At 70.7% G+C, this 25,667-nt stretch carries 19 protein-coding genes; 10 read left to right on the plus strand and 9 right to left on the minus strand.

Annotated features, from left to right (window positions below):
- The first annotated feature begins 113 nt into the window (after positions 1–113).
- A complete protein-coding gene (locus ACZ3I4_RS05985) occupies positions 114–971 on the plus strand; it encodes an alpha/beta fold hydrolase (RefSeq protein WP_465380740.1) in 858 nt (285 codons plus the stop codon).
- An 823-nt stretch (positions 972–1,794) separates the two neighbouring features.
- Here ACZ3I4_RS05985 and ACZ3I4_RS05990 read toward each other — a convergent pair.
- The 4 genes from ACZ3I4_RS05990 to ACZ3I4_RS06005 all read right to left on the minus strand — a co-directional run bounded on the left by ACZ3I4_RS05990 (position 1,795) and on the right by ACZ3I4_RS06005 (position 6,527).
- The gene (locus ACZ3I4_RS05990) at positions 1,795–2,901 is read right to left on the minus strand and encodes an endo-1,4-beta-xylanase (protein ID WP_465380741.1); all 1,107 of its coding nucleotides are present in this window, start codon (positions 2,899–2,901) and stop codon (positions 1,795–1,797) included.
- Positions 2,902–2,987: 86 nt separating this feature from the next.
- Positions 2,988–3,521: a GNAT family N-acetyltransferase gene (locus ACZ3I4_RS05995; RefSeq protein WP_465380742.1), complete on the minus strand. Its 534-nt coding sequence runs from the start codon at positions 3,519–3,521 to the stop codon at positions 2,988–2,990.
- Between the two features lie 145 nt (positions 3,522–3,666).
- Positions 3,667–5,691, minus strand: coding sequence for a serine/threonine protein kinase (locus tag ACZ3I4_RS06000; RefSeq protein WP_465380743.1), 2,025 nt, complete (start codon positions 5,689–5,691; stop codon positions 3,667–3,669).
- A 296-nt stretch (positions 5,692–5,987) separates the two neighbouring features.
- Positions 5,988–6,527: a TIGR03086 family metal-binding protein gene (locus tag ACZ3I4_RS06005; RefSeq protein WP_465380744.1), complete on the minus strand. Its 540-nt coding sequence runs from the start codon at positions 6,525–6,527 to the stop codon at positions 5,988–5,990.
- Between the two features lie 67 nt (positions 6,528–6,594).
- Between ACZ3I4_RS06005 and ACZ3I4_RS06010 the strand changes: the two genes are divergently transcribed.
- From ACZ3I4_RS06010 to ACZ3I4_RS06020, 3 genes are read left to right on the plus strand one after another with little or no spacing between them, the layout of a single operon-like run.
- Positions 6,595–7,371 carry an AraC family transcriptional regulator gene (locus tag ACZ3I4_RS06010; protein ID WP_465380745.1) on the plus strand — a complete coding sequence of 259 codons (777 nt, stop codon included), beginning with the start codon at positions 6,595–6,597 and terminating at the stop codon, positions 7,369–7,371.
- A 17-nt stretch (positions 7,372–7,388) separates the two neighbouring features.
- Positions 7,389–7,946, plus strand: a complete 558-nt coding sequence (locus tag ACZ3I4_RS06015; protein WP_465380746.1) for a phosphoesterase PA-phosphatase — start codon at positions 7,389–7,391, stop codon at positions 7,944–7,946.
- Between the two features lie 58 nt (positions 7,947–8,004).
- Positions 8,005–9,534 carry a sensor domain-containing diguanylate cyclase gene (locus ACZ3I4_RS06020; protein ID WP_465380747.1) on the plus strand — a complete coding sequence of 510 codons (1,530 nt, stop codon included), beginning with the start codon at positions 8,005–8,007 and terminating at the stop codon, positions 9,532–9,534.
- A 14-nt stretch (positions 9,535–9,548) separates the two neighbouring features.
- Here the strand turns inward: ACZ3I4_RS06020 and ACZ3I4_RS06025 are convergent, their stop codons facing one another.
- The 3 genes from ACZ3I4_RS06025 to ACZ3I4_RS06035 all read right to left on the minus strand — a co-directional run bounded on the left by ACZ3I4_RS06025 (position 9,549) and on the right by ACZ3I4_RS06035 (position 12,252).
- The gene (locus ACZ3I4_RS06025; RefSeq protein WP_465380748.1) at positions 9,549–10,715 is read right to left on the minus strand and encodes an RtcB family protein; all 1,167 of its coding nucleotides are present in this window, start codon (positions 10,713–10,715) and stop codon (positions 9,549–9,551) included.
- Between the two features lie 159 nt (positions 10,716–10,874).
- Positions 10,875–11,147, minus strand: coding sequence for a hypothetical protein (locus ACZ3I4_RS06030; protein WP_465380749.1), 273 nt, complete (start codon positions 11,145–11,147; stop codon positions 10,875–10,877).
- 40 nt (positions 11,148–11,187) lie between these two features.
- Positions 11,188–12,252: a hypothetical protein gene (locus tag ACZ3I4_RS06035; protein WP_465380750.1), complete on the minus strand. Its 1,065-nt coding sequence runs from the start codon at positions 12,250–12,252 to the stop codon at positions 11,188–11,190.
- Between the two features lie 103 nt (positions 12,253–12,355).
- On the opposite strand from ACZ3I4_RS06035, the gene ACZ3I4_RS06040 reads away from it, so the two are divergent.
- The 3 genes from ACZ3I4_RS06040 to ACZ3I4_RS06050 are packed head-to-tail and all read left to right on the plus strand — an operon-like array spanning position 12,356 to position 14,264.
- The gene (locus ACZ3I4_RS06040) at positions 12,356–13,009 is read left to right on the plus strand and encodes an HAD family hydrolase (protein WP_465380751.1); all 654 of its coding nucleotides are present in this window, start codon (positions 12,356–12,358) and stop codon (positions 13,007–13,009) included.
- A gap of 54 nt (positions 13,010–13,063) precedes the next feature.
- Positions 13,064–13,552, plus strand: a complete 489-nt coding sequence (locus ACZ3I4_RS06045; protein WP_465380752.1) for an RNA polymerase sigma factor — start codon at positions 13,064–13,066, stop codon at positions 13,550–13,552.
- Positions 13,545–14,264: a hypothetical protein gene (locus tag ACZ3I4_RS06050; protein WP_465380753.1), complete on the plus strand. Its 720-nt coding sequence runs from the start codon at positions 13,545–13,547 to the stop codon at positions 14,262–14,264. The genes ACZ3I4_RS06045 and ACZ3I4_RS06050 overlap by 8 nt, the downstream gene beginning before the upstream one ends.
- A gap of 21 nt (positions 14,265–14,285) precedes the next feature.
- On the opposite strand, the gene ACZ3I4_RS06055 is transcribed toward ACZ3I4_RS06050, so the two are convergent.
- The gene (locus ACZ3I4_RS06055) at positions 14,286–15,368 is read right to left on the minus strand and encodes a PQQ-dependent sugar dehydrogenase (RefSeq protein WP_465380754.1); all 1,083 of its coding nucleotides are present in this window, start codon (positions 15,366–15,368) and stop codon (positions 14,286–14,288) included.
- Between the two features lie 121 nt (positions 15,369–15,489).
- Between ACZ3I4_RS06055 and dacB the strand changes: the two genes are divergently transcribed.
- The 3 genes from dacB (at position 15,490) to ACZ3I4_RS06070 (ending at position 19,917) form a co-directional block, all read left to right on the plus strand.
- The gene (gene dacB, locus ACZ3I4_RS06060; protein ID WP_465380755.1) at positions 15,490–17,178 is read left to right on the plus strand and encodes a D-alanyl-D-alanine carboxypeptidase/D-alanyl-D-alanine endopeptidase; all 1,689 of its coding nucleotides are present in this window, start codon (positions 15,490–15,492) and stop codon (positions 17,176–17,178) included.
- A gap of 9 nt (positions 17,179–17,187) precedes the next feature.
- The gene (locus tag ACZ3I4_RS06065) at positions 17,188–18,585 is read left to right on the plus strand and encodes a serine hydrolase domain-containing protein (protein WP_465380756.1); all 1,398 of its coding nucleotides are present in this window, start codon (positions 17,188–17,190) and stop codon (positions 18,583–18,585) included.
- 171 nt (positions 18,586–18,756) lie between these two features.
- Entirely contained in the window at positions 18,757–19,917 is a 1,161-nt protein-coding gene (locus ACZ3I4_RS06070) for a calcium-binding protein (protein WP_465380757.1), read from the plus strand.
- 170 nt (positions 19,918–20,087) lie between these two features.
- Here the strand turns inward: ACZ3I4_RS06070 and ACZ3I4_RS06075 are convergent, their stop codons facing one another.
- Positions 20,088–25,535, minus strand: a complete 5,448-nt coding sequence (locus ACZ3I4_RS06075) for an ATP-binding protein (RefSeq protein ID WP_465380758.1) — start codon at positions 25,533–25,535, stop codon at positions 20,088–20,090.
- Positions 25,536–25,667: the final 132 nt, after the last annotated feature.

A 25,667-nucleotide genomic window follows, 5' to 3' on the forward strand; every position in this document is an offset into this window, starting at 1 on the left:
CTAAGTCGGTTCCCCGCCCCCGGCCGGCGGGTCAGAATTTTCTCCGGCGGCACCGATGAGTTCAGCCGGCGAGGCAGGTCTTACGGGCAAGACTTGAGATGAGAGGCACTGAAATGAGCATTGAGACGCACACGCTGACCACCGACGGCGCCGAGATCACTTACGACGTACGCCCTGGAGACGGCCCCACCCTGCTGCTGATCGGCTCGCCGATGGAAGCGAGCGGATTCGCCACGCTGGCCTCGCACTTTCCTGACCGCAAGGTGGTGACGTACGACCCCCGCGGAATCAGCCGCAGCAAGCTCACTGGCGGCCAGAAGACGTCGACGCCCGAGCAGCACGCCGACGACGTCAGCCGCCTGATCGACGTGGTCGGTGGCGGCCCGGTCGACGTCTTCGCCAGCAGCGGAGGCGCCGTCAACGCGCTCGCGCTGGTCACCGCCCACCCCGAGCTGGTACGCACGCTGGTCGCGCACGAGCCGCCCGCCCTGCCCGTCCTGCCCGACCGGGAGAACGCGCTGGCCGCGGTGCAGGGCATCTACGACCTCTATCAGAAGTCGGGTTCCGGTCCGGCCATGGTGAAGTTCATCCTGAGCACCAGCGTCAAGGGCGAGATCCCGGCCGGATGGATCGACCAGCCCGGCCCCGGCCCCGAGGCGTTCGGCATGTCGGCGGAGGACGACGGCTCCCGCGACGACATGCTCCTGGGTCAAAACCTCATTTCCTGTACGCACTACCAGCCCGACTTCGCCAAACTGCGCTCGGCCTCGACGCGCATCGTGATCGGCGTGGGCGAGGAGTCGAAGGACGAGCTCGCCCACCGCGCCGGAGAGGGTGTCGCCGCCGGCCTCGGCGTCGAGCCGGTGACGTTCCCGAGCCACCACGGCGGTTTCCTGGGCGGCGAGTTCGGCCAGACCGGCGACCCGGACAACTTCGCGGCCAAGCTGCGCGAGGTGCTCGAGCAGGCCTGACCGGCCCACGGACACGGCCGCCCGGTGGTGATCCGCTCGCTCGCCCGAGTCTTGAGAAACGGGGGCCCGGGCCGGCGAGCGGGTCAGCAGCGGGCGGGCGTGGTCAAACCCTTCGGCGCGAGCGCACCCTGGCTTGTGCCGCTGAGCTAGCCCTGTTTGGCCGGCACCTCTGAACCGGGCGGACTGGCGTCCGCGATCGGACGCCAACGCAAATGCGACCTGCGATCCGACACTGCCCCGACACGGCCGCGGTCGGACGCCAGCCCAGACTCAGCCTGCGCTTCTCCACCGGGAGGGCCTGCGATTGGGTCCCAGCGCTGGCTCAGCCCGCGACTGGACACCAGCCCGGACGCGCCAGGCGGCCGGACGCGCCTCGGACTCGCCCGGCGATGACGCCAGCCCAGACTCTCCCGGCCAACGGACGCCAGCCCGGACTCGTCCCGCGATGACGCCAGCCCGGACGCGCCCCTGCGATTGACGCCAGCGCCGCCTAGTCGGGCCTCGGCGCCAGCCCAGACTCAGACAGCGGTCTCCAGCAGCCGAAACCGGCCCACGATTGGGTGCCGGCCCTGGCTGAATCGCGCTGAACAGTCCCTCGTTTCTGCACCGCTGCGACTTCGGCCGCACGTCCCGGCCCGCGCTCGACGTCAGCGTCAGCCCGGCCCACGATTCGGTGCCGGCCCTGGCTGAATCGCGCTTTGGCGTGAACAGTCCATCGTTTCTGCACCGCTGCGACTCGGCCGCACGTCCCGGCCCGCGGTCGACGTCAGCGTCAGCCCGGCCCGCGGGTCGGTGCGGGCCGGGCCGGTTGGCTGGTGACGCGTCAGCGGTGGGCGCGGGCCAGGGTGTCGCGGAGCGTGTAGTAGGCCGGCTTCTTCGTGAAGTCGTCCCACATCACCGTTGCGGCGCCCTCGGCCGGGAAGAAGACCGGCACCCAGGAGTACTTGTCGGTGAAGCCCCAGATCGTGAACGAGTTGCAGTCGTCGACCGCGAGGCACGCGTCCAGCACGGTCTTGTAGTACGACGCCTGCGTCTGCAGCTGCTCGGCGGTCGGAACGCTGCCCTCGGGCAGGTCCATGCGCACGTCCAGTTCCGTGATCGCGGTCTTGAGGCCGAGATCGTCGAAGCGCTGGAGCACGCCCGCGAGCTGGTCGGGCGCGCCGTAACGCGTGCTCAGGTGCGCCTGCGAAGCGAAGCCGTGCAGCGGGACACGCGCGGCGAGCAGCTGCTTGGCCAGTGCCTCGTAGGCGTCGACCTTCACGCCCGGCCACTCCACGCCGTAGTCGTTGAGGAACAGCTGCGCCCGCGGGTCGGCCTGGTGCGCCCACCGGAAGGCGTCGGCGACGATGCCCGGGCCGAGCTCACGGATCCAGATGTTCTCCTGGCGGTACTCACCGTTCTCGTTGAAGATCTCGTTCGCCACGTCCCACTGCTGGATCTTGCCCTTGTAGCGGCCGACCACCGTGAAGATGTGGCTCTTGAGGATCTGCCGCAGCTCGGCCTTGGTGAACGTGCCCTCGCTGAGCCAGGTCGGGTTCTGGCTGTGCCACAGCAGCGTGTGACCGCGGACGACCTGGCCGTTCTCGCGCGCGAACCGCACGATCGCGTCGGCCGGCCCGAAGTTGTACTTGTTGCGCTCGGGGTGGATGAACTCCCACTTCATCTGGTTCTCGGGCGAGACCGAGTTGAACTCCTTGGCCAGCACGCGACGGTACGGCTTGTCGTAGGTGAACGGGTCGGGATACGGCTGCTCGAGGTGATGACCGCCGCCGGCGACCGCGGTGCCGATCCGCAAGTCTCGGGGCGCTACCGATCGAAGTGTCTTGTCTTTGCCGTGGGAGCCGGAATGAGCTTGGACAGGTTGGACGACGAAACCCAGTGTGGCCGTGGTGGCGAGGACGGCCACCACGGCGCGGGTTGCTTTCTTCAAGTGAAACTCCTTCGAGGAACGTCGGTGGATTCGCTCCCGTAACTTCCGGAGGTTCCTCGTAAGTTATTTCGATAGAATGCCGTACGTCAATGTTGTCTTTCGCGGACGATCGTGGAGGAACTCTCGCCGGGCGCTTGCGGCTCGCGGATCTCGCGGCCGACTTCGGCGAACCCGGCCTTGATGGCGACCGCCGCCGACGCCTTGTTCTGCTCGTCGTGCTTGATCGCCACCCGCGTGATCCCGGGCAGCGTCAGCGCCACCCGCGTCAGCGCGTTGACCGCCGCCGTCATGTAGCCGCGCCCCGCGTACGGCGTCCGGGTCCAGTAGCCGATCTCGAGCACGTCCGGCCCCATCCGGGTCATCAGCCCGATCGAGCCGACCAGCTCCCCCACGCTGGTGAAGATCGCGTAGTTGAACTGTTCGCCCTCGGCCCAGCCCTCCCGTGACCGCGTGATGTAGTCGACCGAGTCGTCGAGGTTGTAGGCCTCCGTGGCCCAGGGCAAGAACTGCCGCAGCTCGGGGAGAGACTCTTTGATCGCGGCAAGGGCGTCCGGGGCCCAGGCCAGCTCCCATCGCTTGAGCACGAGCTCACCAGCATTGATCATCTCGGGTGGTTCCATGCCGGAAAGCCTCCCTGCATCCGCACACCGGACGCAAACGACATACCTCGCCTGCCGGCGACCGTGGAGGGCAGCGACACGCGCGACCTATCGCAGACGCGTCACTCCCGCCGATCGCGGGCCCGCGCCGGCCACCCCGCCGCGCTCAGGAGCCGAGGTCGATCCGGGCCACTGTGGTTACTTTGCCGCCGCGGATCGTCACGAGAGAGGGGCGCGGGGACGGTTCGGACAGGACCGTCACGTAGGTCTTGAACGGGACTGCGCATGTGCCCGCGTGGGTCCGCGGGTCGAGGCACTTCGCGGGGTCGTGGCGGTAGTCGAGGTACCGGGGCTTCGCGGCGATCGGCAGGCTCACCCGGGTGCCGCTCGCTATGGGGACCAGCTTCTTGGCGCACTGCGGGGACGTCGGCGGCAGTTCGAAGCGCCGGCAGTATTCGGTGCCGGGCACGTAGTCGGCCGGCTCCAGGATGGCCACCTTGCCCAGGTCGTAGAGCATGTGCATGCCCGCCGTGAGCTGGGCGTCGCCCGTCATGAAGGGCGGCACGTCGGTGGCGTCGCCCGAACGTAGCTGGGCGTCGGTGAAAGTGACGACGGCGCGGCGACCAGAGGCGACGGCACCCGAAGCGGCGGCACTAGGGGCAACGGCTTCGGAAGCAACGGCTCCGAGGAGCACGCGGCCGCCGGTCAGGGACGACTCGGTGAGCGGGCCCCGGACGGCCGCCTCGCCGTCGATGGACAGAGTCGCCTGCTGCTCGTCGGCGACCAGGCGCAGTTGGTGGGCGGCGCCGGTCGACGTCGTTCGTTTCGTCGTGGCGATGACCGTCTCGCTGCCGTCGATCATGCTGCTCAGGCGGGTTTCGCCGGGACAGACCAGGGCGCGATAGCCGTCGGCGTAATCGTCGTCGTCGTTCTCGACCCGGAAAAGCAGCGCCGCGCAGGATCGGTCGTCGGCGAGGGTGGCCCGTACGGCGATGCTCTGGTCGGACGGGAACACGGTGTCGGTGTACGGCGAGCACACCGAGGCCTTGGCCGCCACCACCCGGAGACCGTTGCGGTACGAGCAGTAGTCGGTTCTGGCGAAGATCGACTCGGTGCGCAGCGGATCGAAGATGTTCGGGCCCGCGACGATCGGCGGCGCGGCCGAGGAAGCGGAAGGAACCGGAGTCGATGCGGGGTCGAGTGAGCGGAACCCCACACCCGCGGCGGCGGCCAAAACGGTAGCGACCCCGGCGGAAAGCAGGACGGCCTTGCGACCGGGGCGGCGACGCGTCGAAGCCGACCGGAAACGGCCGGAGTGCGCCGCCGCCTCCGCCGAATGCTGCAACGCCGCGGGCAGCGGCGGACCGCCCGGCGCGCTGGTGACCAGCAGCCGGTCGAGCAGTTCAGGCGCGGTGGGCCGGTTCTCCGGGTGTTTGTCGAGTGCCGCGGTGACCAGCTCGGCGAGATAGGGCGGGAGGTTCTCGATGCGCGGCGGCTGGGTCAGGATCCGGGCCGCGGTCACCGCCGGGGTGTCGCCACCGAACGGGGTCCGGCCGTTTCCCGCGTACGCGACCACGGCGCCCCACGCGAAGACGTCCACCGCCGGTGTGAGCTGCCGGTCCGTCTCGGGGTCGAGGCGCTCAGGAGCCATGTAGGCCAGCGTTCCGACCACTTCCTCGGCGCGTGTGTGGAAGCTCGTCGGCTCGAGCGGCCGGGCGATCCCGAAGTCGATGACCTTGGGCTGGCCCAGCGCGAACAGCACGTTGCGCGGCTTGAGGTCGCGGTGGATCACCCCAGCTCCGTGGATGGCCGCCAGTGCGGTGGCCACCCCGACCGCGACGCCGTGCAGGCTTCCGCCGGCCAGCGGCCCGTTCTCGGCCACGACCTCGCTCAGCGTCGGCCCGTCCACGTATTCGACTACCAGGTAGGGCGTGGCGTGGTCGGGGTCGGCGTCGAGCACCTCGGCCGTGCAGAACGGCGGCACCTGCCGGGCCCGGCTGACCTCGCTGCGGAAACGCGCACGAAAGTGCTCGTCGTGCGCATACTCGGCGCGGATGACCTTGACGGCGACGAGCCGGCCGCCGGGCGCCTCGGCAAGGAACACCGATCCCATGCCGCCCTCGCCGAGCCGGGACAGCAGCCGGTAAGGGCCGATGAACGGCGGGTCGGTCGAGCGCAAGCGATCAGCCACGGGTGGCCAACCTACCGCGCACCGCACGAACAGCTGTCGCGCGGGTCGGTTGCGGTCACCGAAAAGAACAGCCATCAGCCAAGGACAACCAACCTGCCGCGCCGCGCGAACGACTGTCGCGCGCTCCGAATGCGGCCACCGAGCGGGACAGCGATCAGCCACCGATGGCCGACCAGCCACGCCGGGCCAACGGCTGTCGCGCGCGTGGGACGCGGCCACGGAGAGGGGTCGCCATCAGCCAGGGATGGTCGACCTACCGCGTGTTGGGCGAACGGCTGTTGCGCGGTTGGGTGCGGTCACCGGGAGGGATCACGACCGCTCAGGGCGAGCGCACGAACGAGCATCGGGGCGTCGTCCGGAACGCTCACCGATGGCGCGAAGATGCCCATTGCCCGACCCTGGTCGCCCATCGTGGTGACGAAACGCAGCGTCGTCGCGGCCACGTCGTCGTCCACGTGCAAGTTCTGGCTGGTGGCCCGCGCTAGGTCCCAGCCGTGGATGACCACGTCGCTGACCAGCATCGCAACGGCCATCTCGGCCGGCATCGGCATGGTGCCCATACGCACCGGGCGCTCCCAGGCCTCGGGGGCCTTCCACGCGTCGGAGGCGGCCACGTTGAACGGACGCGCAGAAACCGACACCCAGTGCTCATCCGGAATCGGCTCGCCCCGGCCGGCCAAGTCGAGGGCGTCGGCCACGAGCACCAAGTGATTGGTCAGGGTTTGTACGTCCCATTCGCAGCATGGCGTGGGCAGAGCCGACTGCCCGGGTGTGACGTCGCGGACGACCGCCGCGGACGAGGCGAGGGCCCGGACCATGATGTCGTGAAGTTCCATGCGGGGCAGCCTAGGAACGTCGCTCACCTGCGCGATTGAAGAAACGCGACTTGTTAGGCTTTCTCGCGTGCCGGCGATCCTCAATCCGGGCATGGGCCGGCAGAAGTTCGACTTCAGCGCGCATGCGGCCGCCCCGGAGCTGCGCCCGTACGTCGAGCACTACTGGGTTGTCGCCTGGGACCTGAGCGGTCAGAAGCCGTACGAGCAGCGTGTTCTGCCCTATCCCGCGGTCAACGTGACGTTCAAGCCGGGCCGCTGCCGCATCGCCGGAGTGGTCACCGGCCCCTTTCACGAAGTGCTCGAGGGTGCCGGACGCGTGTTCGGTGTGCGTTTCCGACCGGGCGGGTTCCGCCCGTTCCTCGGCGCTCCCGTCTCGACGATCACGGGCCGCTACCTTCCGGTCGGGACGGTGTTCGGCGACGACATCGCTCAGCGCGTCCTCGAAGCGGACGACCATGACGCCGTACAGGAAATGGACGCTTTTCTGACTGCTCGCGCGCCCGGCCAGCCGTCTCCCGCCGCCGAGCTGGCCGCAGCCGTGGTGGCCCGGACGTCCGAGGACACCACGATCACGCGCGTGGACGACCTGGCCCGCGAGTTCTCGGTCGGAGTCCGGCAGTTGCAGCGGTTGTTCGCGGACTATGTCGGGGTGAGCCCGAAATGGGTCATCCGGCGCGCGCGCCTGCACGAGGCGTCCGACCGCATTCAGGCCGGCACGCACGTCGACCTGGGGGCGCTCGCGGCCGGCCTCGGCTACAGCGACCAGGCTCACCTGACGCGCGACTTCACCAGCATGGTCGGCGTGCCGCCGGCGTCCTACCGGAAGGCCCAGGACCAGAGTTGAGAACCAAGGTTGCCCGCGTGATCACCGAGGTGTTCGCGCCGGGGGTGCTTGTCGCCGTGCTGCTCGTCGTGGTCGGCTTCCACGCGGGCACGCAGCCGGGCGTCTCGCGGTGGTGGGGGGCGCCGGCCGCGTTGTTCACCGCCGGCATTCCCATGGCGTACGTGGTCCGGGGTGTCCGCCGGGGGCGGCTCACCAGCCATCACATCCCCGAACGCGAGCACCGGCGCGGGCCCCTGATCTTCGGCATGGTGTCGGTCGCGATCGGCACCGCCGCGCTCGTCGCACTCGGCGCTCCCCGCGAGCTGCTGGCCCTGCTCGCGGCGGGCATGACCGGACTGATCGTGTTCGCGGCGGTCACGGCGTACTGGAAGATGTCGATCCATTCCGGGGTGGCCGCCGGGACCGCGGCCGTGCTGATCGCCGTCTACGGGCCGATCGCCCTGATCGCCGTGCCGCTGGTGCCGCTCGTGGGCTGGTCGCGGCTCGTGCTGTCCGCGCACACCGTCGCCCAAGTCGTCGCCGGGACCCTGGTCGGAGCCCTGATCGCCGGGACGGTTTTCCCCATTCTGCGGTGATCTGTCACTTCCGGCCATAACCTGGTCACGCTGACGAAGACGGCATCGGGAGGGGTGCATGTCTCTGCCCCGGCGGCCGGGCGACGAGCACGTCGAGGCGATCGAGCACGCGTACGCCCTCATCGAGTCGGCGCAGGGCGAGATGAGCCCGGCCGAGGTCGAGGCCGCCTGCCGGCAGATCGGCCGCCCGGAGTGGCCCGACGTCGAGATCCTGCTGCATTTCGCGCGGTCCCTGGCCGTACGGGAAACCGGTGTTGATCATTCGGCCCATCTGCAGGACATGCTGCGGTGCGCTGTCGACCTCGGGGATCCGGCTCTGCTCGCGCTGGCGCTCGGAGCCAGCGCGGCCCGGCGTGCCGACGCGCGCCACGCGCTGGACGTCTCCGAGGGCGCGGCCAGCCCGTTCGTACGCGCGGTCGGGTTGCTCGACGCGGCCGGCGGACCGGTCGTGCACCGGGTGGCCGCGCAGATCGAAGTCGGACAGGTCGCGCACCTCATGGGGTTCTGGGAGGTCGCACTCGAGCACAGCGACCTGGCCGAACAGGCCTTGGACGCCGCGGGCGGCGAACCATGGGCGACGACCGTTCGCAGGCAGCGGATCGTCATCGCGATCAACAAGGTCGATCTGGTGCTCGACTGGAGCTGCGCGCAGGCCATGATCGGCGATTGGGCCGGCGCGGCCGAACGCGCGGCGCCGCTGCTCGACGGGGCCGAGGAGGTGATCGGTGCGGACTGGCCGCCGACCTGGCGATTCCAGTATCACGGGCACGTGCTGCTGCTGGCCGCGCTGGCCGGACACCCGTTCGCGGACCTCTACTTCATCGAGTTCGACGAGGCTGTGGCCGCGCTGGCCTCGGCCATCCGCGCAGCCCGGGCCGGGGAAGCGCTCAAGGCCGCACGTCTCGCCGACGGGCTCGTGTTCCCCGAGATGACCCCCGGCAGCGTCCGGCTGCTCGCGATGAGCCTGGCCGCACACCGGCCGGGCACGCCCCCTGCGGCTGTGCGCTACGGCGACGAGCTGGCCCGGCTGCGGTGGAGTGACCGGATCGAGCGGATGACGGCGATGCGCGACGCGATCGAAGTCGAACGTCGGCGGGTCGAACACGAGCAGTTGCGCCGGGACGTGCTGACCGACGATCTGACCGGGCTGGCCAACCGCCGTGGCTACCAGGCATATCTGGCCGGTGATCTGGTGCAGCCGGACTACGCGGTCATGATGATCGACGTTGACCGTTTCAAGCTCGTCAACGACAGATTCGGACATGATGTGGGCGACCTTGTGCTCGCGGCGATCGGGGCGATCCTGTCCGAGCACGTCCGGCCGGCCGACTTGGCGGCCCGCCTCGGCGGCGACGAGTTCGTGGTGATCCTGGCCGGGGTGCGACCCGAGGTCACCGAGACCCGCGCCCAGGCCGTCGTCGACGCCGTACGGGATCACGCCTGGTCCCTGATCGCCGAGGGGCTAACCGTGTCGATCAGCGTGGGCGTGCACCACGGCGGCCCCGACCAGCTCGCCGCCCTGGCTTCGGACGCCGACAAGCGTCTCTACCAGGCCAAGAGCTCGGGCCGGGGCCGCGTAGTGGTGTAGCAGCGTGGCCGGTTCTAGTCGCCCTTCACGTTGACGATCTGACGCAGCGTGTGACGCACCTCGACCAGGTCGTCCGCGTCCCGCATGACCACGTCGATCGGCTTGTACGCGCCCGGGATCTCGTCCAGGAACGCGTCCGTGTCGCGGTACTCGATGCCCTTCATCGCCTCCCGCAGCTGGTCACGGGTGAAGGTCTTGCGCGCCTTGGACCGCGACAGCTGACGTCCCGCGCCGTGCGGCGACGAGTTCAGCGCGACCGGGTTGCCCTTGCCGACCACCACGTACGACGCGTCGCCCATCGACCCCGGGATCAGGCCCGGGCGGCCCTTCTCGGCGTTGATCGCGCCCTTGCGGGACAGCCACACCTTCTTGCCGAAGTGCGTTTCCTGCTCCGTGTAGTTGTGGTGGCACTGCACCCGCTCGAGTTCGCGCACCGGTCCGCCCACGAAGTCGGCGAAACAGTCGACGACGCGGTCCATCATCTCGTCGCGGTTGGCCAGCGCGAAGTCCTGGGCCCAGCGCAGCTGCCGGATGTACTCCCAGAACTCGTCCGTGCCCTCGGCCAGGTAGGCCAGGTCGGGATCCGGCAGGTCGATCCACCAGCGCTTGGCCGATTCCTGCGCCACCTTGATGTGATGCGTGGCGATCTTGTTGCCGACGCCGCGCGACCCCGAGTGCAGGAACAGCCAGACCTGGCCCTTCTCGTCCGCGGTGACCTCGATGAAGTGGTTGCCCGAGCCGAGCGTGCCCAGCTGCAGCTCCCAGTTCCCGGCGTACCGGCCCGGCTCGAACCCGGCCTTGCCGGCCTTGGCGGTGAGCTTCTCGATGCGCGTACGCGCAGTGTCGCTCACGCTCGTGTTGTACGAGCCGGCGCTGAGCGGCACGGCGTTCTCGATCGCCGTGCGCAGCTTGGCCAGGTTCGGCTTGAGCTCGTCGCGGTGATACTGCGTGCGCACGGCGGCCATGCCACAGCCGATGTCCACTCCGACGGCAGCGGGGATGATCGCCCCGAGCGTCGGAATGACCGACCCGACCGTCGCGCCCTTGCCGAGGTGGGCGTCGGGCATGAGCGCAATGTGCGGGAAGATGAACGGAAGGCGGGAGGCTTTCTCGGCCTGTCCCTTCGTCTCCGCTTCCAGCAGGCTGGCCCAGTTCACCAGTCGCTCGTTGATCTTCTCCATCGCTGCTCCTTCCTCAGGATCGGCTCCGTCACGCTAACCGCGCAAGATCGGGAACGCCTCCCAATTACGGTTCCTCTCGGCTGGCATGCGCCGGACGAAAGCGACGGCTTCGCGCGGTTCGCTCGTACGGTGGAGAAGTTTGCCGTCGTCAGGCGTCGATCAATGACTAAAGCTCCACGAGTCCATCGGCACCACGGGTTTGCCCGCGCGCAGCATGAAACTGATCTCGGAGAGAGTGCCGTTGCCGCCGTCTATCGCGATCATCGCCGCGCAGCATTGGACTGAACGCTCGCGCATTGAACGCTCGCGCACAGACCACTCGCGCACTGAACGCCCACTGAACGCTCGTGCACTGACCGGTCGCGCACTGAACGCGCGCGCCCGGTTCCGACGGCATGATCCGATCGTCGCGGGACGGCCCGCTGATCGCACCAGGAACCTCCGGGATCGAGCTGCGCGGCCGCGGCGACCTCTACTTCACGGATAGGGTGACCTGGCTGCTCGTGCCATAGGCGAGGGTCGTGCCGTTGGCGGCGATCACCCGGAGCGGCCACGTGCCCTTGGCGAAGGCCTTCCCGATTGCGTACGAGCCGTCGGCCTTGAGCGTGCTGCCAGCGATGGTCACCCAGGCACCGGCGGAGTAGCGCTGGAGGCTGACCTTGACGCCGGGCTTGATCGGGCGGGCGGCGCCGCTGATCGTGACCGTCTGGTTCGGCTTGGGCTTCATGGTGCTCGCCTTGATCGAGACGAGGAAGCGCACGGTGACCGTTCTGGTCATCGTGGTCGGCCAAGTGCCTTCCGAGCCGGCGTTGGAGACGCGGTAGGCCGTGGTCTCGGCCGGCTTGGTGACCAGCGTCCACTTCCGGTCCGCGCCGGTCCGGAGCGACCCGACCTTGATCCAGGCGGTGGTCCCGGCCGGGAGGCGTTCGAGCGTGGCGATCTCGCCGGCTTTCGGGGTCACGCCGCTGAGCGTCACCGGAGAGCCGTACACCGCCGTCGCGGGTGTGGTGGTCAGAAAGGCCGAGGCCGTCCGCAGAAGCTTGGGGACGTCGGCGCTTGTGCCTTGCGGGCCGTTGGCCCTGACGTGAACCTCATAGGTGACAAGCTTGAGCCCGGTGAAATCGGCCGAACGAACGGTGATCGGCAGGTTCTGCGACGCGACAGGCGTCGGCGGAACCGTCGGCGGCCCCGGAGTCGGGCTGGTCGGCACGGGGCCTGGCGTGGTGGGCGGCACGGTCGGCGGCGTGGTGTCGATAAAGAAGACGCTGTACGTGCTGAAGGTGACGCCGGACGGCGTCTCGACAGCTTCCCATTCGACGTGTGCCGAGCCGTCGGCCTTTCCGGTGACCGTGAACTTGACCGCCGGCGCCACCACGGGCGCGAACGTCAGCATCGGCTTCACCTTGACGGACCCGGGAGCCGGCTGCGTCGTGTCCGCCGAGGACTGCGCGGCGAAGACGATCATGCCGGTGCCCAGTGCCGCGGCGGCGGTCGTTGCGATGATCGCGCCGCGTACGCGGCCGTTCCGGAGCGCCATGAGTTCCCCTCGATCAGCCGTTGACGGCGGAACGCTACCGGACCGGCCTACACCCTCGCCTCCGCCGAACAACCGACCCCTTCCGGGCGGCGATACTGATCCGGTGACTCTCGATGCGCTGATCTTCGACTTCGACGGCCTGATCATGGACACCGAATCGACGCTGCTGGAGAGCTGGCGCTGGCTGTGGCGGCAACACGGCCTGGACCTGCCCGAGGAGGGCTTCTTCGCGGAGCACGGCGGGCCGGTTCCGGAGCGGTACACGATCCTGGCCGCCGCGGTCGGCGCGGGCTTCGACCAGCAAGCAAGCCATGAGCGGCGCAACGCGTACCGGGCCCGCCTGCACGAGACGCTGGAACCCGCGCCGGGAATCCGGGAATGGTTCGATCAGGCGTCCGCGCTCGGGCTGCGGCTGGCCGTGGCGAGCAGCTCGGCCGAGGACTGGGTGCACGGCAACCTGGCCCGCGCCGGTCTGCTCGATCGCATCGAGGTCACGGCCTGCGGCAACGAGGTCGGCGCGCCGAAGCCCGACCCGGCCGTCTATCGGCTCGCGCTCGACCGGCTGGGAGTCGAGCCCGCCCGGGCACTCACCTTCGAGGACACCCCGCACGGCGTCGCCGCCGCCCGGGCCGCGGGGCTGCGCTGCGTGGCCATTCCCAATGCGTTCGTGCAGCCCGAGCGCCTGGCCGCGGCCGATCTCACCCTGTCCAGCGCGGCCGACCTGACCCTGTCGGCGCTGATCGACAAGATCTCGTGAAACCGGGAGGCGGTCCCGCGGGTGTTGGTCAGTGACGACACCAAGGGAGGCGGGGTGGCCGATCATGACGGCTTCGAGGAGTTCTACAGCGGAACCCGGCATCGGCTGGTGACTTACCTGTACGCGATGACCGGCGACCGGGCCGAGGCTCAGGACGCGGCGCAGGAGGCGTACGTCCGGGCCTGGCAGCGATGGCCGGCCGTGTCCGCTTACGACAACCCGGAGGCGTGGCTGCGCACGGTCGCGTACCGGCTGTCCGTGAACCACTGGCGTAAGGCCAGGAACCGGGTCCGGGCGTACGTGCGGCACGGAGCCGCCGCCGACATCCTGCCCCCGCACCCCGACTCGGTCGCGCTGATCGCCGCGCTCAAGCAGCTCACCGTGGGCGAACGACAAGCGATCACCCTGCACCACCTCATGGATATGTCCGTCGCCGAGGTCTCCGCGCAGACCGGTGTTCCCGTCAACACGGTCAAGACCCGGCTGGCCCGCGGCCGCCGCGCCCTGGCCGGGCTGCTGGACGAGGAGTACGACCATGCCTGACCAGAGGTTCCGTTCCTTGCTGGCCGAGACCGAGAACACCGCGTGGGATCCGGTGGCGCGGGTTCGTCTGCGGGCCCGCCGCCGCACGGCCGTGCGGACCGGGGTGGTGGGAGCCGTCGTGGCGATCGGGATGGTCGCGGGCGGTGTCGCCCTGGCTCGTGATCCGCAGTCCAATCCGGCGCCGGCCGCCTCCGTACCGGCAACGGCTGACCCCGCCACGCCGCCGTCCGCCGACGTCACGCCGGCGATGATGTTGCAGCCGGCCGACGCCGGCGCCGGCTACCTTCCCGGCGGTTTCGAGGAGGTCGGCGACCGGAATTTCGAGTTGAACGGAGCGTCGATGGGCTGCTTCGGTGGCTCGAAGCCGGAGGCGATCACCGGACGGGTGCGGGCGCTCCGCAAGGGACCAGAGGCGGTCATCCTGCAGGAGACGACTTGGTACGCCGACGGCGGGGCAAGTGCCTACCTTTACGACGTACGGGAACAGGTATCGAACTGCAAGCCGCAAGCCGGGCAGTCGGTGCGGATCGCGAGCCGTGACTTCGCCGGCGACGAGTCGCTGCTGGTCGTCTTCGACTACGGCGGCGACCATCGGACGCAGATCGTGCTGGTCCGCAAGGCCGAGGTGCTGACCGAGATCTTCAGCGAGCCCAGCCTGGAGGAGTCGGTGAGCCGGTCGCTGGGCCGCAAGGCGGCGGCGCGGCTCGGATAGGCCCCCCGCATCTCATGGGCGCTACTGCGTGGCCGTCCCGGGCTGGGGTGCGATGCGCAGAATACGATCGTCACCGTCGCGGACATCGCCGCGGCCGTCCGTGTTCGACGTGGTCACCCAGAGCGAGCCGTCCGGGGCGGCTTCGACCGTACGAAGCCGGCCGTACTGCCCGTCGAAGAGCGCACGCGGTTCGCCCAGGCCGTCGCCCTCGATCGGGACGGTCCACAGCCGCTCGCCGCGCAGCGCGGCCACATAGAGGGTGTCGCCCGAGATCGCCAGCCCCGACGGTGACGCCTCGCTCGTCGGCCACGTGACCAGCGGATTTGTGAAGCGGCCGCCGCCGGTGTCGCCCTCGCCCTCGACGTCGGGCCACCCGTAGTTCCGGCCCGGCTCGATCAGGTTGACCTCGTCGACGTCGTTCTGGCCGAACTCCGTGGCGAACAGGCGATCCTCGTCGTCCCAGGCCAGGCCCTGAACGTTGCGGTGGCCGAGGCTGTAGACCGGGGAGCCGGCCGTCGGGTTGCCCGGCGCGGGATCACCCTCCGGGGTCAGCCGCAGGATCTTGCCGTTGGGGCTGTCCGGGTTCTGCGAGCGGCTGGTGTCGCCCGCGTCGCCGGTGCCGACATAGAGCATGCCGTCCGGCCCGAACGCGATCCGGCCGCCGTTGTGGTTACCGGCCTTCGCGATGCCATCGAAGATCACCTCAGGCTGCGCGTTGCCTTCCAGCCGGAACCGTACGATCCGGTTGTCGTCGGCCGCGGTGAAATACGCGTAGACCCAGTCGCCCCTCGCCGCGACGCCGAGCAGGCCGCCCTCTCCCCCGGCGGCGACGCCCGGGACCTCGTACACCTGCTCGGGTTGTCCCCCGCCTGGTTCGACGCGCAGGATGCGGCCGCTGTCGCGCTCGGCGATCAGGGCGTCGCCGCCGCGCCGGAAGGCCAGGCCCCAGGGCACGTCGAGGCCGGACGCGACCACCTCGGGGCTGCTTCCGCCGCCTCCTCCGGCACTCGGCGGTGCGGTTGTCGGGTCCGGGCCGGCGGGACCGGCCGTGGTGCCGCAGGCGGCCAGGGCGAAGACCGCGGCCAGGGCGGGGAGTGCTCGCAAGACAAACCTCCGTCGTCGTTACCGTCCATGCTCGCCGCCGGCCCCGAAATTCCGGCGAAAGGCGGTCCGCGTACGCAGACGTCCGGAGCCACGCATCAGGTTCCCGCTCGTTGATCAACACATGACCCGCGTACGAGCCGCCGGCGTGACGCTCGCTGTGGCGCTCTCCCTCGTGGCCCAGCCGGCACTGACCGCTCCCGCCGCCGCGGCGTCGCTCGCCACCTCCCGGCGCGCGCCCGTCCCATGCTTGACGGCTCCCTCGAGCACGACCGTCCCTGGCGCCACCGCTCCCCCGAGCGCGACCGTCCCCGGCGGCACGGCCGCCGCACGCGCGACCGTTTCCGGTGGCACCTCTGCCGCGCGCGCAATCGTGCCCGACTCCCACGTTCCGGCAAACGCGCATCAATCGGCCGGCCTGGCGCGGGCGATCGACGACGTCCTGGCCGATCCGGCGCTCGCGGGCGCGCAGACCGGCGTAGTGGTGGCCGACGCGCGCACCGGGGCGACGCTCGTTAATCGCCGGGGCGCGCGCCGCCTGCTGCCCGCGTCCAACGCCAAGCTGTTCACCTCGGCCGCGGCCCTGGCGATTCTCGGTCCGCAGTTCCGTTTCGCGACAGAGGCCAAGGCTTCCGGCGTACGCCGTGGAAGCTTGCTCACCGGCGATGTCTACCTGCGCGGCACGGGCGACCCGGCGCTCAGCCCCGGCGACCTCGACGCGCTGGCGCGGGACGTGGCCGCGACCGGACTCCACGAGATCACCGGCGACCTGGTCGCCGATGACACCTTCTTCGACTCGCAACGGCTCGGACTGGAATGGGCGTGGGACGACGAGACGTACCCGGGGGCGGCACCGATCTCGGCGCTCACGCTGGCGCCCGATGAGAACTATCTGGCCGGAACGGTGAACGTCCAGGCCGCTCCGGCGACGGTGGACAACCGTCCGGCCCGCATCTCGGTGAACCCGCCCAGCCGGCAAATGACCGTGGTCAACCGGACGATCACGGTGGGCACAGCGCCCGGCATCTCCGTCACGCGCCGCCACGGGACCAACGAGATCACGGTCACCGGGCGCGTCCTGCGGGGTGCTCCGCCGGTGACCGAGGCGGTGACTGTCCTGGAGCCCACGGCGCTGGTCGCGGACGTCTTCCGGACGGCGCTGCGTCGTCACGGCGTACGGGTGGAGGGTCTGATTGTCACGGGCCGGCCGACGCCGGCTGCGGCGAAGGCGCTCGCGCGGCACCATGGGAAGCTGCTCCGCGAGCTGATGAGTCCGCTGCTCAAGCGCTCGAACAACGCCATGGCGGAGCAACTGGTCAAGGCGATCGGGCAGCGGGCGGCCGGCGCCGGAACGTGGCCGGCGGGCACCAACGCCGTGGCCGCCTACCTGGCCCGGCTCGGCGTCGGCACCGGCGCGATGCGGCAGGTCGACGGCTCGGGCCTGTCCCGCCGCAACCTTGTGCCGCCCGCCGCGATCGCCCGGTTCCTGCTCGCGGTCCGGTCCGAGCCCTGGTTCCCGCTCTGGTACGCGGCGTTGCCCGTGGCCGGCGACCCCGACCCCCTAGTCGGAGGCACCCTGCGTGACCGGATGCGGGGCACGCCCGCCGCGGGCAACGTCCGGGCCAAGACCGGGACGCTCACCGGCGCCTCGGCGCTGTCCGGATATGTGACCGGCCCCGATCACCGTCCGCTCATCTTCTCGGTCGTGGTCAACAACCAGCTGTCATCGCCGGTGACGCCGCTGCTCGACCGGATCGCCGTCGCGCTGGCGAGTTGCCGACCTGAGCCGGAAGGTGCCGGGGCGGCCTTGTAGGTTCGCGAGATGCCATCGAACCAGCCGGATCTGCTGCCCGAGACCAGTCGCGCGCTCCGTCACCGCCTGGCCACCGCGCAGGTGTCCGCTCGGGCTCCGTCCGTGGTCGCGGCCGTGGTGCGCGACGGCCGGCCGGTCTGGCGTGAGGGCTGGGGCAGCGTCGACGGGGTGACGCCGGGCGGCGAGGTGCAATACCGGATCGGCTCGATCACCAAGACGTTCCTCACCGTGCTGGTGCTGCGCCTGTGTGACGAGGGCCGGCTCGCCCTGAGTGACCGGCTCGACGATCATCTGCCCGGCACGACGATCGGTGACGCCACCATCGGCGACCTGCTGGCCCACACCGCCGGTCTGGCCGCCGAGCCGCCGGGCCCGTGGTGGGAGCGCTCGCCCGGCGCGTTGCGGCCCGAACTGCCCGACGTGCTGCAGGCCGAGCCGCGGGTCTTCCCGCCCGGCCACCGCTTCCACTACTCCAATCCCGGCTTCGCGGTGCTCGGCGCCCTGGTCGAGCGGCTGCGCGGCGATACATGGACGGAGGTGCTGGCGCGCGAGGTGCTCGAGCCGCTGGGCCTGACCCGCACGGGTCTGCGGCCGTCCGCGCCGCACGCTTCCGGCTGGGCCGTGCACCCGTGGGCGGACGTGCTGCTTCCCGAGCCGGTCCAGGACTACGGTCCGATGGGTCCGGCCGGCGAGCTGTGGTCCACCGCGGACGACCTGGCCCGGTTCGCCGTCTTCCTGCTCGGGGGCGACGAGCGGGTGCTGCGGGCGGAGTCACGCGAGGCGATGCGCTTCCCGTCCTCGGCGCCCGAGGCGACGGCGTGGAATTCCTCGTACGGTCTCGGCACCCAACTGTTGCGCCGGGGCGAGCGGCTGCTGAGCGGCCACACCGGCTCGGTGCCCGGGTTCGTCGCCACGGTCTGGATCAGCCCCGACGACGGGCTGGGCGCGGTGCTGCTGGCCAACACGACCTCGGGTCTGCCGGTCGGCACCGTGACAGCCGACCTGATCGAGCTCGTGGCCGACCGCGAGCCCCGGATCCCGGAGCCGTGGCAGCCCATGACCGACGTCGATCCGGCCGTGCTCGAACTGGCCGGACCCTGGTATTGGGGACCGGCCGCGCAGGTGCTGCGCCCCCTGGCCGACGGCGGCCTCGAACTGGGCACGCTGTCCCCGGGCGGCGGGCGCGGGGCCAAGTTCCGCCCGGCCGGCGACGGCAGCTGGATCGGGCTGAACGGCTACTTCGCCGGGGAGCGCCTGACCGTGCAGCGCGGCGCCGACGGCGTGGCCACGCACCTCGACGTGGGCACGTTCGTCTACACGCGGCACCCCTACGACCCGTCCGCGCCCATCCCCGGCGGCCTCGACCCGACCGGCTGGCAACCGCATCCGCGTCCCGCCGCCCAGTAACCGCGCTCGACTGCCACCGGCTCCGGCTCTCCGCCAGAGAGTCGTGCCCGCGTCCAGTGGACGGCCCCGGCCGTCGCGCCTCTTATGATCAAGGCCGTCATGCTGGGGGCTCCTGTCCTCCGGCTCTCACGGGGGAGGTCAAAGGCGATGAAACGGGCGTGGATACCGGGCGTGGGTCTGGCAGTGATCGCGGTCGGTGCGGCCGGGTGGTTCGCGCTGCCGGCCGAGGCGGCGACCGGCGGGCTGGCGTCGGTCACGTCGAGCACGGTGGTTCAGTACGCGGCCGCGGCCAAGGCGACCAACAATGTCGTCGTCACGCGGTCGGGCCGCACGATCACGATCGACGACCGGGTCGCAGTGCGCGCGGGCAAGGGTTGCGCGGCCGTGAAGGGCGACTCGACGAAGGTCCGCTGCACCACGACGGGTACGACCGGTCAGGTGCGCGTGTTCACTTACGACGGCAACGACACGATCGTCAACAACACCAACGTGCCGCTGACGGCGAACGGCGGGCCCGGCGCCGACCGCATCACCGGCGGTTCGGCGGCCGACTACATCATGGGTGACGTGCTGGGCGCGGCCGGTTCGGGCAACGACGCGATCTGGGGCATGGGCGGCGACGACAAGCTGTTCGGTGGCAGCGGCGACGACGCGATCTCCGGCGGCGACGGCAGCGACTCGGTCAACTGGCCTACCAGCTTCGACCCGGGCCTCGGCAACGACCGCGTCTACGGCGGCAACGGCAGCGACATGCTGCTCGGCGGGGCCGGCAACGACCAGCTCTTCGGCGGGCCGAGCAACGACACCCTGCAGTCCGGCTCGGGCAGCGACCGGATCGAGGGCGGCACCGGCCCGGACTACCTCGACGGCGGCTTCGACCTCGCCCCCGACGTGATGCTCGGCGGTCCCGACAAAGACATCGTCGTGTATTACGGGCGCACCAAGCCCGTGCACGTCAGCCTGGACGGGGTCAGCGGCAACGACGGCGAGGCCGGTGAAGGCGACACGGTGGGCGCGGACGTCGAGGACATCCTCGCGGGCAAGGGCGACGACGTGCTGGTCGGCAACGCTCTCGCCAACGGCATCGCGGGCATGGGCGGCAACAACACCATCCGGGGCGGAGGCGGCAACGACGTGCTGGGCGGTGGGCCCGGCGCCGACAAGGTGTACGGCGAGGCGGGCGACGATCAGCTGAACTCCGGCGAGGAATCCGGGAATCCCAACGCCGCCGTCGACCTGCTGGACGGCGGCCCGAACGGCCCGACCGGCGACAAGTGCACCGGCCACGCCGAGGACACGTTGACCGCTTGCGAGCTGGTCGAACGCCGCTGACCTGAGTGCCCGCCCGGCACGCAGCGGCCCCAGCTCGCACGCCGGGTAAATCCGGCCAGTAGCGGTGGCGCGTCAGGCCGGCAAGCCGGTCCACATGTGCCGGGCCGCCAAGCACGCAGCAGCCCCGCTCTCGCGTTCGCGAGGGCGGGGCTGTCTGCTGAGTGCGGGCGTCAGCGCTGCTGGCGGCGCAGGGCGGTGTCGATGGCCTCGATGATGCGCGGGCGCATCTCGGTGGCCTTGATGACGGCGTCGACCGAGCCGACCTCGACGGCGCGCTGGATGCTGTGCACGCGGTCGAACTCGGCGGCCACCTCGCCCAGCTTCTCGGTGCGTACCGCGTTGCGCAGCTCCTCCAGTTCGGCCGCGAGGGCGCCACGGTCGGCGCCCGACGCGGCGGCCAGACGCTCCTCGGCGTCCTTGACCCGCTGGTCGGCCGCCGTGCGGCGGTTCACGTCGCCGGTGAACACCACCGCGGCGGCCGGGGCGCCGCCCAGCACCGAGGCGAACGAGCCCTCGAGCGCGAGCACGGTCATGTTCGGGTTGAGCATCTTGGAGAAGACGACGAACGCGCCGCCGTGGTAGCGGGAGATCACCGTGAAGACGATCGGGCCGCGGAAGTTGACGATGGCGCGACCGATCTCGGCCCCGTACTCGAGCTGCAGTTTCCGCATCGATTCGGGCGACCCGTCGAAGCCCGACAGGTTGGCCAGCACGACCAGCGGCCGGTTGCCCGAGGCCGCGTTGATGGCCCGGGCGGCCTTCTTCGACGACCGCGGGAACAGCGTGCCGGCCGTGTAGGTGTCGGGGCCGTCGGTGGGCGGGAATCCGCGCCGGGGCACCGACCGCGACTCGATGCCGAGCAGGCACACCGGGATGCCGCCGAGGTGCACGTCCTGCACCACGGCCGTCTCGGCGTCGGCCATGCCGGCCCAGCGTTCGAGCACCGGGTGATCCTGATCGGCCAGCGCGCGCATCACGATCCGGATGTCGAACGCCTTCTTGCGGTCCGGGTTGGCCGTGGCCGAGAAGATCTCGCCGACCGTGGCGAAGTCGCTGCCGGCCACGTTGTGCGGGAACGGCGAGATGTCGCGGGTGACCGGGTCGGTGGTCGCCGCGCGCCGCGGGAAGGCCTCGCCGGGCACGATGTACGTGTGGTCGTAATGCGACATGAGCACGTCGCGCGCCGCGGCCAGGTTGGGCGCCCAGTACTGCGCCTGCCCGTTCGGGCCCATCACCCGGTCGTAGCCGCCGATGCCGAAGTTGTCCTCGGCCGAGACACCGCCGGAGAAGTCGAGCGACTGCTTGCCGGTGAGCACCATCGCCGAGTCGGGCGTCATGACCAGGATGCCCTTGGTGTGCATGAGCATCGTGGCCTCGGCGTTCCAGTACGGCTGGGCGCCGACGTTGATGCCCGCGACCACGATGTTGATCTCGTTGCCGTCCTGGGTGAACTCGACGATCCGCTTGAGCGCGGCCGCGACCCAGTCCATGTTCTCGGTGCCCGACTCCATCGAGATCCGGGCGCCGGCCGAGAGCGCGTACCACTCCAGCGGAACTCGCATCCGGTCGGCCAGGTCGAGAGCGGCGATCACGCGGCGGCACTCGGCCTCCGACAGTGCGCCCAGGGCCTTCGTCGGGTCGCCGAGCAGAACGACGCGGGTGATGCCCTCGGGGTGCCGCTCGGTGCGGGACGTGACCACCCCGGCGACCAGGGCGGCCGTGTTGCGCCCCTTGGGCCGGTCGACCGGGACGAGCGCGTACGACTCGTCCAGGTCGTACTCCTGGAACTCGCCGAGCAGCGACGTCAGCTCGTACGGGTAAACGGTGTTGCGGGCCGCGGCGCGCAGAACCTTGAGGCGGTAGTTGTCGAGAGGTTCGACCGGCTCGTCCGTGGGCTCGCCGACGGTGAGAACGGGGGCGCCGGTGGCGTCGTTGGAGATGCGCACGGCGACCTTGGCCAGGGTGCCCGAGACCGGATCGCGGTAACGGCCGATGAAGAGGATCTCCTCGAGGCCCGCGCCCGCGCTGGTCGGCAGGATGCGCCGGGCGATCATCTCCATCTCCTCGCGGGTGATGGAGATCGGCGGCCACACGTAGATGACGATGCGGTTGGTGCTGAACCGCTTGTCCGACGGCCGCTGCGACTGGGCCCGGCGGATCGAGTCGAGGCAGGTCGCGATGGTCTCTTCCGCGGTCGGCAGGGCGACCAGGCGGCCGTCGTGCTCGCGCAGCTCGGTCAGGTCGCGCACCTGGGCGAACGCGATGAGCCGATCGTCGCCCGGGTTCTCCCGCGCGACGCCGCGGAACAGGTAGACCTCCTCGTCGGAGGACGGCAGCCGGGTCAGGTCGAACTTGCGCAGCCGCTCCAGTTGCATCCGCTGAGCGATGTACGGGTGCAGGCCGCGGATCAGTCGTTCCTCGGTCAGGCCGGCGCTCGACGGGCGCCACGTGAAGTGGTGGTGCATGACCGCACCGCCGCGGCCCGCGACCGTAGTGGTGAGCCGGCGCACCTGTGAGGGCAGCGGGTGGGCGCTGACCACCTCGTGCAGGGCGGCGGCCATGGCGTCGGGGTCGGCCGGCTGACCCTCCCACGACAAATAGATGTCGGCGTCGATCGCCGCGTCGCCGGTCAGTGAGGCGAGGTCGTCGAGCGCGGCCCCCAGCCCGTCGAACGGCACGGCGGCCGAGACGATCCACGAGCCGGCCCGCTCGGCAACCACGAAGATTCCCGACGTACGCAGGCCGGTCAGGTCCTTGTTCCCGTAGTAGCGGCGGGTCAGAACCTCGAGCATGACCGAGTTGTCGAGGTTGTCGCGCACCAGGCGCTGGCCGAGCAGGCGCACGAGCGGCTCGGTGCTGCGGACCATCTCGGCGATGCGCTCGGCGCGGTCGGGCGACTGCGGCTCGAGGTCGAGGTGGCGCAGGTGCTTGCGGATGCCGGAGTAGACGCGGGCCCGGTTGCGCAGCAGCAGCGGCTGGCCGAACCAGGAGAACACCACACCACGGGCCAGGTCGGCCAGGGCCGGATAGCGCACCTGGGTGGCCGCGATGAGCCGCTCGAGGGCCAGACCAGCCGGCTCGCGCAGCGTGTCGTCGGGCGGGGACGCCGGCAGCCACGCGCGGAGCAGGGCGCCGATGACCGAGGCGTCAGCCGACGTGCGCTGCTGGGCCAGGAAGATGCGGAAGACCGCGGCCTCGAGCTCGGGCGTACGCTCCAGGTCCTTCACGCCGTAGTGGCCGAGCGCCTTGGACAGCCGGGCCTGGAACGACTCGGGCAGGCCGGCCCGCTCGACGTCGAGGCTTTGCAGATAGGTGTGGAAGAACTCGCGCGCACTGTGCACGTGGGTGTCGCCGGGACCGTCGTCACCGGCCGGGCGGTTGCGGCTGAGCTCGGCCAAGTCGGCGAAGACCTCGATCAGCTCGACCTCGCCGGCCAGCGGGCGGTGGCTCGCGGCCGCGGCGGCGGCCAGGTAGTCGGCCAGCACCCGGCGCTCGTCGAGCGGATCGACGTCGAAGCCGAGCAGCAGACTGCGCAAATCTTCCTGACCGCGGACGACGCGGTGGGCGCCGGACGGCTCGTCCGGACCGGCGGGCAGGTCGATGTCGGCGTCGCCGGTCGCGGCCTCCTGCTCGGCCTCGGCGTCGCCGATCGGCTCGAGCCGCAGCAGCGCGGCCCCCGAGTCGACCTTGGCGCCGACGGTGACCAGCACCTCCTTGACGCGGGCCTTGAACGGCGCGCGGAGCACGGCCTCCATCTTCATGGCCTCGAGCACGAGCACGGGGGCGCCCGCCTCGACCTCGGCGCCCACTGTGAGCGGGGTGGCGATGACCAGGGCCGGCATCGGGGAGCGCAGCACGCCGCCCTCGTCGCGGCTGACGCGGTGGGTGACGCCGTCGACCTCGACCAGGTGGATCGGGCCGTGCGTGCCGGTGAGCACCCGGTGGCGGCGGCCGTTGACCGTGATGCGGCCCGAGTGCTTGTCGAAGCGCTCGAGTTCGACGTCGGCCGTGCGCACGACGTGACCGGCTTCGATGCTGACGCGGAACCGGCGGGCGCCGACCCGGGCGACGCGTACGCGATAGGTGGCGCCGCGCAGCTTGAGGTCGAGAGGCGCGCCGCTCTCGTGCCGCACCTGGGGCCGGCCGCCGAACGCGGTGGAGAGAAGGCGCTGCTGCTCAGTGCGCTCCTCTTCCTCGTACCCCTCGATGGCGGCCGCGGCCAGGGCGACGGCGGAGTGCTTGTGCGAGACGAGGCGGCCCTGCTCGCGTACGCGGTCGATCCACCCCGTGTCGGCCGAGCCGTCGATCACCTCGGGCTGATTGAGCAGGTCGAGCACGAAGCTCTTGTTGGTCGCGCCGCCCTCGATGACCACGGTCGTGTCGGCCATCGCCCGGCGCAGGCGTCCCAGGGCCTCGTCACGATCTTTCCCGTACGCGATGACCTTGGCGATCATCGAGTCGAAGTCACCGGGAATGGTGTCGCCCTCGCTCACCCCCGTGTCGACGCGGATGCCGGGACCGGCGGGCAGGTCGAGCCGGGCGATGCGGCCGGGCGACGGGGCGAAGTCGCGGTCCGGGTCTTCGGCGTTGAGGCGGGCCTCGATGGCGTGGCCGCGCTCGCGGGGCGGCTCGCCGATCAGCCGGTTGCCCGAGGCCACGTGCAGCTGGGCCTTGACCAGGTCGAACCCGGTGGTCGACTCGGTGATCGGGTGCTCGACCTGCAGACGCGTGTTGACCTCGAGGAACGCCAGCAGATCGTCACCCGGGTGGTAGAGGAACTCGACGGTGGCCGCCCCGCGGTAGCCGACCGCGACGGCGAGGCGCTCGGCCGACGCTTTGAGCTCGGCGGCGCGCTCGGGCGGCAGCACGGGCGAGGCCGACTCTTCGATGACCTTCTGGTTGCGGCGCTGCACCGAGCAGTCGCGCACACCGAGGGCCCACGCGGTGCCCTCGCCGTCGGCGATCACCTGGACCTCGACGTGGCGGGCGCCGGTCACCAGGCGTTCGAGGAAGACGATGCCGCTGCCGAATGCGCGGGCGGCCTCCTGGCTGGTGCGTTCGTAGGCGTCGGCGAGCTGGTCGGGGTCGCGCACGACGCGGATGCCCCGCCCGCCACCACCGGCGGTCGCCTTGAGCATGAGCGGATAGCCGATGTTGCCCGCGGCGGCCAACGCGGCCTCGAGCGTCTCGACCGGGCCGCGGCTCCACGGCGCGACCGGCACGCCGACCTCCTCGGCGATCAGCTTCGCGCCGATCTTGTCGCCGAGCTTGCGCATCGCCTCGGGGCTGGGCCCGACGAACGTGATGCCGATGCGCTCGCACAGCTCGGCGAACGCCGGATCCTCGGCCACGAACCCCCAGCCGACCCAGGCGGCGTCGGCGCCCGTGTCGATCAGCGCGCGCTCGAGGGTCTTGAGGTCGAGATAGGGCCGGGCGGCGGCGGGGCCCAGCTCGTACGCGATGTCGGCTTCCCGCACGAACGTCGATCCACGATCCACGTCGGTGAACAAGGCCACCGTCTCGATCGGGGTCGCGGTCTCCGCGGCCAGCTCACGGACGGCGTGGATGAGGCGCATGGCGGCCTCACCACGGTTGACGATGGCAATGCGACTGAACACCGGAAAGAGCCCCTACCTCACCTGGAAAGCTTCGTCAGGAGACTACAGGTGACCCGGAAGTAGGGGTACGGCCTTCGGTAGGGGGTAACCCCGGTCCTTCGGTACGAGATGCGTGCTAGCAGGAATGCGGCC

It is taken from the genome of Actinoplanes sp. NPDC021490, from assembly GCF_055562135.1.